Source organism: Candidatus Enterococcus murrayae (assembly GCF_017315985.1).
GTDB classification, from domain to species: domain Bacteria; phylum Bacillota; class Bacilli; order Lactobacillales; family Enterococcaceae; genus Enterococcus_A; species Enterococcus_A murrayae.
The window spans coordinates 59,122-67,528 of sequence record NZ_JAFLVR010000031.1 but is presented as its reverse complement, the minus strand read 5'-3'; the positions used below and the strand labels follow the sequence as shown (position 1 = coordinate 67,528).

Below are 8,407 nucleotides of genomic sequence, written 5' to 3'. Positions count from 1 at the left end.
TCCTGAAGACCAGGGAAGAACGCCGGGGTGGCGGAACTGGCAGACGCACAGGACTTAAAATCCTGCGGTGAGTGATCACCGTACCGGTTCGATTCCGGTCCTCGGCATTAACTAAATAACGCACCCGTAGCTCAATTGGATAGAGTACTTGACTACGAATCAAGGGGTTAGAGGTTCGAGTCCTCTCGGGTGCATTTCGGGAAGTAGCTCAGCTTGGTAGAGCACTTGGTTTGGGACCAAGGGGTCGCAGGTTCGAATCCTGTCTTCCCGATAGAAACAAAATTATGGGGCCTTAGCTCAGCTGGGAGAGCGCCTGCTTTGCACGCAGGAGGTCAGCGGTTCGATCCCGCTAGGCTCCATTTTATTAATAACGCGGTGTAGCTCAGCTGGCTAGAGCGTCCGGTTCATACCCGGGAGGTCGGGGGTTCGATCCCCTCCGCCGCGATTTCATTCGAGCCAGGACCTTTAGCTCAGTTGGTTAGAGCAGACGGCTCATAACCGTCCGGTCGTAGGTTCGAGTCCTACAAGGTCCATAGAGACTCTTTTACGGAGGATTACCCAAGTCCGGCTGAAGGGAACGGTCTTGAAAACCGTCAGGCGGGTAAAACCGTGCAAGGGTTCGAATCCCTTATCCTCCTTTTTAATAATATTATCGCGGGATGGAGCAGTCTGGTAGCTCGTCGGGCTCATAACCCGAAGGTCGTAGGTTCAAATCCTGCTCCCGCAATTAAAAACTAAAAATTACGGTTCCGTGGTGTAGGGGTTAACATGCCTGCCTGTCACGCAGGAGATCGCGGGTTCAAATCCCGTCGGGACCGCCACGCGGGTGTAGTTTAGTGGTAAAACCACAGCCTTCCAAGCTGTTGTCGCGAGTTCGATTCTCGTCACCCGCTTTTAGTTTTTTTTAAGAAGGGCCTATAGCTCAGCTGGTTAGAGCGCACGCCTGATAAGCGTGAGGTCGATGGTTCGAGTCCATTTAGGCCCATTAAAATCATGGCCCGTTGGTCAAGCGGTTAAGACACCGCCCTTTCACGGCGGTAACACGGGTTCGAGTCCCGTACGGGTCATTATTTTTATTTGGAGGATTACCCAAGTCCGGCTGAAGGGAACGGTCTTGAAAACCGTCAGGCGGGTAAAACCGTGCAAGGGTTCGAATCCCTTATCCTCCTTTTCAATAATATTATCGCGGGATGGAGCAGTCTGGTAGCTCGTCGGGCTCATAACCCGAAGGTCGTAGGTTCAAATCCTGCTCCCGCAATTAAAAACTAAAAATTACGGTTCCGTGGTGTAGGGGTTAACATGCCTGCCTGTCACGCAGGAGATCGCGGGTTCAAATCCCGTCGGGACCGTTTCTGGCTCGGTAGCTCAGTTGGTAGAGCAATGGATTGAAGCTCCATGTGTCGGCAGTTCGATTCTGTCCCGCGCCATATAAGAGTTGCGGGTGTAGTTTAGTGGTAAAACCACAGCCTTCCAAGCTGTTGTCGCGAGTTCGATTCTCGTCACCCGCTTTTAGTTTTTTAAGAAGGGCCTATAGCTCAGCTGGTTAGAGCGCACGCCTGATAAGCGTGAGGTCGATGGTTCGAGTCCATTTAGGCCCATTAAAAATCTTTTTGGTTTTTGGGGAAGTACTCAAGTGGCTGAAGAGGCGCCCCTGCTAAGGGTGTAGGTCGGGAAACCGGCGCGAGGGTTCAAATCCCTCCTTCTCCGTTTTTATTGTTATGGCCCGTTGGTCAAGCGGTTAAGACACCGCCCTTTCACGGCGGTAACACGGGTTCGAGTCCCGTACGGGTCATTTTGAGACGTTTTCTAACGTCTCTTTTTTTTATGCTCTGAAAATAGATTTTTATAAGTTTTAAGATTTATTGGTGACAGGAGCTGTTTTTCTGTTATAATCGAGTCGTTGCAAGTTCCCGATAGGCTCTGGAAAAGCTCAGAGATTCCTTGTAACCGAATAAAAATTAGGGGGAATATATATAATGGAAGAACGTCGTTTATTTACATCTGAATCAGTTTCAGAAGGACATCCGGATAAGGTTGCTGATCAAATCAGTGATGCAATTTTGGATGCGATTTTGGAAAAAGATCCAAAAGCCAGAGTTGCATGTGAGACATCTGTAACGACTGGGCTTGTTTTAGTTTTTGGAGAAATTTCTACTTCGGCGTATGTAGATATCCAAAAGGTTGTGCGTGAAACAATTAAACGCATTGGGTATACAGAATCTAAATTTGGTTTTGATGGAGACAATGTAGCTGTTTTAGTTGCGATCGATGAACAATCACCTGATATTGCACAAGGGGTGGATGATGCTTTAGAAACTCGTGGCAAAGAAGAATTGTTGGATGATATCGGTGCTGGGGATCAAGGTCTTATGTTTGGTTTTGCAGTAAATGAGACACCTGAATTGATGCCTTTACCAATTTCGTTGAGTCATCATTTGGTGAAGCGTTTGGCTGATTTGCGTAAGTCTGGTGAAGTTGTCTACTTTGGGCCAGATGCAAAATCACAAGTAACGGTAGAGTATGATGAAAATGGCAAGCCATTGCGTGTGGATACAGTCGTTATCAGTACTCAACATAACGATGATGCTGACAACGAGACGATTCAAAAAGATGTAATGGAAAAAGTGATCAAGCATGAAATTCCTGCTGAATTATTAGATGAGAAGACAAAATACTTTATCAATCCAACTGGTCGTTTTGTAATCGGTGGACCTCAAGGAGATGCTGGTCTAACTGGACGTAAAATCATTGTTGATACTTACGGTGGTTATTCACGTCACGGCGGCGGTGCTTTTTCTGGTAAGGATGCAACCAAGGTAGACCGTTCAGCTTCTTATGCTGCACGTTATATTGCTAAAAACATCGTAGCTGCCGACCTAGCAGAAAAAGTTGAAGTCCAACTTGCTTATGCAATCGGTGTAGCACAGCCAGTTTCTATTTCAGTGAATACTTTTGGGACAGCTAAGGTCTCTGAAGAAGCTTTGATTGGCGCAATTCGGGAAAACTTTGATTTGCGACCAGCTGGGATTATTGAGATGCTCGATTTATTACGTCCAATTTATAGTGATACAGCTGCCTATGGTCATTTTGGTCGCACAGATGTGGATCTACCATGGGAGCACGTAGATAAAGTTGCTGCGTTGAAAAAAAGTTTGAATTTGGCATAGATCGTACAGACATAAATTATTTATGGAGTTCACGAGGCGGTTTCTATTGGTCATTGATCGATGGGACCGTCTCTTTTTGTCTTTTTAACTAAGCAAAAAAATCAATTAAGAAGAGTGTTGCACCATCAGTATCTTAATAGGGTGTGAATGAGAGGATAAATGGTTATGGAGGGAAAAATGAAAAGAAAAACGAATGTAAAGGTTGTAACTGCAGGGATTTTTATCGCAACGTTTATGTCAGCGATTGAAGGAACCATTGTGACGACAGCTATGCCAACGATCGTGGGTAGTTTGCATGGGATTGAAATAATGAATTGGGTCTTTTCAATTTATTTATTAACAAATGCGATGATTACACCGATTTATGGGAAGCTGGCGGATAAAATTGGAAGAAAACCAATTTTTATCGTCGGTATTTTACTATTCGTATTTGGTTCAGCATTGTGTGGAATGTCTAATGAAATGTTGACGTTGATCATTGCTCGAGGGATTCAAGGAGTTGGTGCTGGTGCGATTATGCCGGTATCATTGACGATTATTGCGGATTTATATGATATTGAGAAGCGGGCAAAGGTTTTAGGTTTAACAAGTGCTGCTTGGGGCGTGGCTAGTGTTTTTGGTCCTCTTGCTGGCGGCTTGATCGTGGATACGATTGGCTGGCATTGGATATTCTTCATCAACGTACCGATTGGTCTTGGCTTGATTGTGTTGTTGCAATACTTCTTTGTGGAAGAGAAAAAAGTACATCAAGCTAAGAAAATGGATATTTTCGGCAGCATGTTCCTTATGTTGACATTGGTGAGTCTTTTGCTGGGTTTCCAGCTTTTAGGCGACAATGGAATTACTGTAACCGTTATTGGTTTATTTGTGATGAGCGTTCTTTCGTTAGGTCTTTTTATCCGTACGGAAAAACGTGCAGAGGATCCAGTAATCAATTTGAATTTATTCAGTAATCGCACCTTTGCAAGTGTAAATATTGTGGCTGCTTTGATAAGCGGCTTTTTAATGGGATTGGATGTTTATATTCCTATGTGGATGCAAGGGGTGTTAGGAAAGCCGGCGGGGCTTGGCGGCTTGGTTTTAGCACCGATGTCGATTGTCTGGATGTATGGTTCTTTTTTATCGGGACAATTATTGCGCAAGTATGCAGCAAAATGGATAATTATGGCTGGTTTAACCATTATTTTAGCTGGTGGAGGAACGTTGTTGGCATTACCGATGCAGAGTCCTTTTTGGGTATTCTTCATCATCATGGGTGTTCTGGGGATTGGTTATGGTCTAGCGGTCACGACTACGACGGTAGAAGCACAGGCCAGTGTGCCCAAAGAAGAAATCGGTGTAGCGACATCATTTAATACGTTGTCCCGTACGATAGGACAGACAGTGATGGTCTCACTGTTTGGTATCATCTTGAACATCGCAAACGGACAGCAATTAGTAAACGCAGGAATTACTGACCTAGATATTATGAATCGATTGATTAATCCCCATACAGCGCTGCAAATTGAAGCGAGCCTGCGAGCAGAGTTACGAGAAGTCCTTTTTTCCAGCTTGCATTGGGTATATTTCGCAGGACTGCTGCTGATTATTTTTGCACTAGTTTTCAGCTTTATGGTTGGCAAACAATCGAGAAGTGTTAAACTAAACGAAGAATAAAAGAACTGGAGGTTCTAGCTGAATGGCTTTTTTACAGGTGAATGTCTATTCGAACATTTTACAAATGGAAGTAGCAATGAATGTGATCCTGCCTCAAACTACACATAAAAAAATTGGAACTGAGACTGCTGGCATAACCGAAGATGTCCCTGTCTTGTATTTATTGCACGGCATGGGGGGGAATCATAGTGTATGGGAGCGTCGTACCTCGATCGAACGTTACGTGGCCGAATATCAGATGGCGGTAGTCATGCCTTCGACGGATCTGGGATTTTATACTGATACGACCTACGATATGAAATACTGGACGTTTGTTTCGGAGGAACTCCCAACGATCGTTCATGAGCTGTTTCCTCAGATTACTTGCAAACGAGAAAAAACTTTTGCAGCAGGCTTGTCGATGGGTGGTTATGGTGCGTTAAAATTGGGGTTGGCAAAACCTGAAAATTTTGCGGCAGTAGCGTCATTATCCGGTGCGGTTGTGTTAGCAGATGTAGAAAGCTTATTGCAGGTACGCAATGAGGCGTATTGGCAAGGCATTTTTGGACCGTTGGATCAGATTCAAGGCTCCGTAAATGATCCGCTGTATTTATTGGATAAATTAGTAGCAGCACAAAAAAAGACACCTCGGTTTTTCTTAGCATGCGGAACCGAAGATGAGTTGTATCCTGCTAGTCAGTATATGGCTCACAAAATGAAACAGAAAAACCTCGATGTGACCTTTGAAGAAGGACCAGGCAGACATGATTGGGTGTTTTGGGATACTTGGATCAAACGGGTATTGGAATGGTTTAATGAAGTGTAAACAGCGACTATGATATAAGTAAAAAAGATGACTTCAATTTCCGAGTGGAAAATCTGAAGTCATCTTTTTTTATCTTGTCTGCACTAAAAATGATCCGATCGTTTTTTTTCTACACAAAGCAGAATTGGCGGATTATTTTTTTGATTGATGAATTGATAATTCAAGACACTGAAATTTTCTTGTGGCAAGTTTTGGCAAAAATGCAGCACTTCATTTTTTTCGGCTTCGCCGCCTTTATGACCGTAATAAATGACAACGATCATTCGTCCGCCAACGGTCAAGCGCTTCAAAATTGCTGACATCGCTCGTTTGGTAGTTTCTGGCAGCGTGATAATCTGCTTGTCGCTTTTCGGCAGGTACCCAAGATTGAAGATCGCTGCTTGGATGGGGTGGTCAACAGGGATGGTTTCTCCAATTGTTTCATGCCCAGCAAGAAAAAGCGTTGAACGCTCGGCATATTCCGCTAGTTTTTCACGAGTGTTTTGAACAGCTTGCTCTTGGATATCAAAAGCATAGACGTGCCCCGTTGGACCGACTAATCCAGCTAAAAAAAGCGTATCGTTGCCATTTCCCATCGTGGCGTCAATCACGTGATCTCCTTCAGAAACTGTTTCTTTTAGCAACTGATGACTAAAACGCAACGCTGTTAGTAACATGCTTTAAATCCTTTCTTAAGGAATATTTCCCTTGGTAAGAGTCGCGGCGGATCAGTTCTTGATCAATCGCATTCAAGACTTCCCATTTTTTCAGACTCCACATCGGCCCAATCAATGAATCCCACGGTGCATCACCAGTCAAACGATGGATGATGATTTCTGGCGGAATCATTTCCAACTGATCACAAATGACTGTGACGTAATCCTCCTTGCTCATTAGCTGTAAATGTCCATCCGCATAATCTCGCAGCATTTTTGTATTGCGCATCAGGTGCAGCAGATGCAGTTTGATGCCTTGAACATCAGAGTCTAAAATCGTTCGGCGGACATTTTCCCGCATCATATCTAACGATTCACCCGGAAGTCCATTAATCAAATGGGTGCAGACATTGATATTGTGCTTGCGTAAACGGGCAACAGCGTCAACATAGGTTGGGTAGTCATGAGCGCGGTTGATCCTGTCACTCGTAGATTCATAAGTTGTTTGCAAACCTAGCTCGACCCATAAATAGAGCCGTTGATTGAGTTCCGCTAAATAATCTACGACTTCTGGCGGCAAACAATCTGGACGAGTGCCGACAGATAAGCCAACGACACCCGGAAGGTTGACAACTTGTTCAAATCGTTCTCGAATCACTTCGACTGGTGCATGTGTATTGGTGAAATTTTGGAAATAAACGATATATTGATCTACGCTAGGCCATTTTTTGTGCATCATATCGATTTCTTTGTGAAATTGCTGAGGAAGCGGATCACTAGGAGCGACAATCATATCCCCAGACCCAGAAACACTGCAGAAAGTACAACCGCCATGTGCGACCGTACCATCGCGATTTGGGCAATCAAAGCCGCCATCTACAGGTACTTTAAAGATTTTTCCGCCAAACTGCTGGCGTAATGCATAATTCCATGAATGATACCGTTTGGTTGAATCATCACTATATTGAAAGGTCATTTTTGTCTCCTAATCGCTTTGAGATCATAAGCTAATTTTTTTTGTTTATAATAAGGGTAGGTAAACAGCAGCCAGCTGCTGCTAAAGAGTACGCCACCAAGAACATCGCTCGGATAGTGAACCCCTAGATAAATTCGACTGACGACGATACTAAAAATCAATAAACCGACCACAATCTGAGCGATTAAACGCGGTGTTTTTTCCTTAAAGAACAGAGCCATAACAAAAATCAAGGTACCATATAATAGGGTACTGGCTGTTGCATGGCCGCTTGGGAAGCTAAGACTGTGTTCGCTCACCATATGAGGTAAGATCGTTGGGCGTGCCCGATGAAAAAAAAGCTTCAGCGAATGATTGCCGATCCCGCTGATTAGTGCCATACTGATTGCCAGCCATAAAGCTGTGACTTTTTGCTTATTGAAATAAAACAAACCGACAAACACGATTGACAAAATGATAATTGTGATTGGGTTGGCAAATTTTGTCACCCACAAAAAATAGCTGTTCATCTGCGGATGAAGTTGATGGATCGCATGGATGATGCCGCGATCGAAGCCGGATAAAGTTTCCGGATAAAAACGGATAATGTAGCACAAGGCCGCAAAAAACAGCAGGGTGAAACTGCCGATTAATTGGTAGATGGGTTTATTTTTCATTGCTTTGTCTGATTCATCCTTTCTAAACAGAAATATTATATCATGTTTCCTTAATAGGACAATTTTTTCTGAGATTTCTTAAGGGGAATTCAATTGAATAATATTTTGGAATCTGCTAAGATGGAACTACTTTGAATATTACTGCCCAGAAGAGGAGTAGTAGGAACGAACGCATTTCAGAGAGCGCGCGGTGCTGTGAGCGTGTATGCGAAAGATTCGAACTTACCTTGGAGCATGATCGTAGGATCCGGTTAAAGACCGTTATTTCTTTTGAGGTCTGTCATTTGGCAGATAAAAATAGGTGGTACCACGTTGATAACGTCCTATGAGAGCTCTTTTTCGAGCTTTCATAGGACTTTTTTTGCGAGTTCTACTTTCACGCTTTGCGTGATTAGTGAAATCGTATGCGTAGCGAGAGTCAAAAAATTGATTCCCCTACACCGAGCTAGCTGCAATTTCCTTTTTTCGAGCTATTCAAAGTAACCGCACAAGAAGTAGTTGGAATTTTCATT

General features: G+C 43.8%; 6 protein-coding genes, 20 tRNA genes, 1 riboswitch and 1 other annotated feature. Of the genes, 23 read left to right on the top strand and 3 right to left on the bottom strand.

The window, feature by feature from the left end; all coding sequences use genetic code 11:
• The first annotated feature begins 21 nt into the window (after nucleotides 1-21).
• The 23 genes from JZO85_RS13875 (at nucleotide 22) to JZO85_RS13765 (ending at nucleotide 5,628) form a co-directional block, all read left to right on the top strand.
• A tRNA-Leu gene (locus JZO85_RS13875) sits at nucleotides 22-107 on the top strand.
• Between the two features lie 13 nt (nucleotides 108-120).
• Nucleotides 121-194 (top strand) — tRNA-Arg (locus JZO85_RS13870).
• A 3-nt stretch (nucleotides 195-197) separates the two neighbouring features.
• Nucleotides 198-271 (top strand) — tRNA-Pro (locus JZO85_RS13865).
• Nucleotides 272-286: 15 nt separating this feature from the next.
• A tRNA-Ala gene (locus tag JZO85_RS13860) sits at nucleotides 287-359 on the top strand.
• 12 nt (nucleotides 360-371) lie between these two features.
• Nucleotides 372-445, top strand: a tRNA-Met gene (locus JZO85_RS13855).
• A gap of 14 nt (nucleotides 446-459) precedes the next feature.
• Nucleotides 460-533, top strand: a tRNA-Ile gene (locus tag JZO85_RS13850).
• Between the two features lie 15 nt (nucleotides 534-548).
• Nucleotides 549-638 (top strand) — tRNA-Ser (locus JZO85_RS13845).
• A gap of 15 nt (nucleotides 639-653) precedes the next feature.
• Nucleotides 654-727 (top strand) — tRNA-Met (locus JZO85_RS13840).
• Between the two features lie 18 nt (nucleotides 728-745).
• A tRNA-Asp gene (locus JZO85_RS13835) sits at nucleotides 746-821 on the top strand.
• A gap of 1 nt (nucleotide 822) precedes the next feature.
• Nucleotides 823-893: transfer RNA gene (locus tag JZO85_RS13830), tRNA-Gly, on the top strand.
• A gap of 18 nt (nucleotides 894-911) precedes the next feature.
• Nucleotides 912-985, top strand: a tRNA-Ile gene (locus tag JZO85_RS13825).
• A 10-nt stretch (nucleotides 986-995) separates the two neighbouring features.
• Nucleotides 996-1,067, top strand: a tRNA-Glu gene (locus tag JZO85_RS13820).
• Nucleotides 1,068-1,079: 12 nt separating this feature from the next.
• A tRNA-Ser gene (locus tag JZO85_RS13815) sits at nucleotides 1,080-1,169 on the top strand.
• 15 nt (nucleotides 1,170-1,184) lie between these two features.
• Nucleotides 1,185-1,258: transfer RNA gene (locus JZO85_RS13810), tRNA-Met, on the top strand.
• Between the two features lie 18 nt (nucleotides 1,259-1,276).
• Nucleotides 1,277-1,349 (top strand) — tRNA-Asp (locus JZO85_RS13805).
• A 5-nt stretch (nucleotides 1,350-1,354) separates the two neighbouring features.
• A tRNA-Phe gene (locus JZO85_RS13800) sits at nucleotides 1,355-1,427 on the top strand.
• 10 nt (nucleotides 1,428-1,437) lie between these two features.
• Nucleotides 1,438-1,508: transfer RNA gene (locus tag JZO85_RS13795), tRNA-Gly, on the top strand.
• A 16-nt stretch (nucleotides 1,509-1,524) separates the two neighbouring features.
• Nucleotides 1,525-1,598, top strand: a tRNA-Ile gene (locus tag JZO85_RS13790).
• 21 nt (nucleotides 1,599-1,619) lie between these two features.
• Nucleotides 1,620-1,707: transfer RNA gene (locus tag JZO85_RS13785), tRNA-Ser, on the top strand.
• Between the two features lie 13 nt (nucleotides 1,708-1,720).
• Nucleotides 1,721-1,792: transfer RNA gene (locus JZO85_RS13780), tRNA-Glu, on the top strand.
• Nucleotides 1,793-1,895: 103 nt separating this feature from the next.
• Nucleotides 1,896-1,979, top strand: a riboswitch (SMK box riboswitch).
• Nucleotides 1,977-3,167: a methionine adenosyltransferase gene (gene metK / locus JZO85_RS13775; protein WP_207109124.1), complete on the top strand. Its 1,191-nt coding sequence runs from the start codon at nucleotides 1,977-1,979 to the stop codon at nucleotides 3,165-3,167. Its footprint overlaps the riboswitch before it by 3 nt.
• A 177-nt stretch (nucleotides 3,168-3,344) precedes the next feature.
• Nucleotides 3,345-4,823, top strand: coding sequence for an MDR family MFS transporter (locus JZO85_RS13770; RefSeq protein ID WP_207109123.1), 1,479 nt, complete (start codon nucleotides 3,345-3,347; stop codon nucleotides 4,821-4,823).
• Nucleotides 4,824-4,845: 22 nt separating this feature from the next.
• Nucleotides 4,846-5,628 carry an alpha/beta hydrolase gene (locus tag JZO85_RS13765; protein ID WP_207109122.1) on the top strand — a complete coding sequence of 261 codons (783 nt, stop codon included), beginning with the start codon at nucleotides 4,846-4,848 and terminating at the stop codon, nucleotides 5,626-5,628.
• A gap of 83 nt (nucleotides 5,629-5,711) precedes the next feature.
• On the opposite strand, the gene mnmM is transcribed toward JZO85_RS13765, so the two are convergent.
• From mnmM to JZO85_RS13750, 3 genes are read right to left on the bottom strand one after another with little or no spacing between them, the layout of a single operon-like run.
• Nucleotides 5,712-6,284, bottom strand: a complete 573-nt coding sequence (gene mnmM / locus JZO85_RS13760; protein WP_207109121.1) for a tRNA 5-(aminomethyl)-2-thiouridylate-methyltransferase MnmM — start codon at nucleotides 6,282-6,284, stop codon at nucleotides 5,712-5,714.
• Complete coding sequence (gene mnmL / locus JZO85_RS13755) at nucleotides 6,259-7,239, bottom strand: tRNA modification radical SAM protein MnmL/YtqA (RefSeq protein WP_207109120.1); 981 nt, start codon at nucleotides 7,237-7,239, stop codon at nucleotides 6,259-6,261. Before mnmL ends, mnmM begins: the two co-directional genes overlap by 26 nt.
• Nucleotides 7,236-7,895, bottom strand: coding sequence for a phosphatase PAP2 family protein (locus tag JZO85_RS13750; RefSeq protein ID WP_207109119.1), 660 nt, complete (start codon nucleotides 7,893-7,895; stop codon nucleotides 7,236-7,238). The genes mnmL and JZO85_RS13750 overlap by 4 nt, the downstream gene beginning before the upstream one ends.
• Nucleotides 7,896-8,032: 137 nt before the next feature.
• Nucleotides 8,033-8,224, top strand: a binding site (T-box leader).
• The last annotated feature ends 183 nt before the right edge of the window (nucleotides 8,225-8,407 follow it).

Bases quoted from the DNA above. Each gene is read 5' to 3' on its own strand.
- metK (WP_207109124.1), top strand. From the start codon at position 1,977: ATGGAAGAACGTCGTTTATTTACATCTGAATCAGTTTCAGAAGGACAT.
- JZO85_RS13770 (WP_207109123.1), top strand. From the start codon at position 3,345: ATGAAAAGAAAAACGAATGTAAAGGTTGTAACTGCAGGGATTTTTATC.
- JZO85_RS13765 (WP_207109122.1), top strand. From the start codon at position 4,846: ATGGCTTTTTTACAGGTGAATGTCTATTCGAACATTTTACAAATGGAA.
- mnmM (WP_207109121.1), bottom strand. From the start codon at position 6,284: ATGTTACTAACAGCGTTGCGTTTTAGTCATCAGTTGCTAAAAGAAACA.
- mnmL (WP_207109120.1), bottom strand. From the start codon at position 7,239: ATGACCTTTCAATATAGTGATGATTCAACCAAACGGTATCATTCATGG.
- JZO85_RS13750 (WP_207109119.1), bottom strand. From the start codon at position 7,895: ATGAAAAATAAACCCATCTACCAATTAATCGGCAGTTTCACCCTGCTG.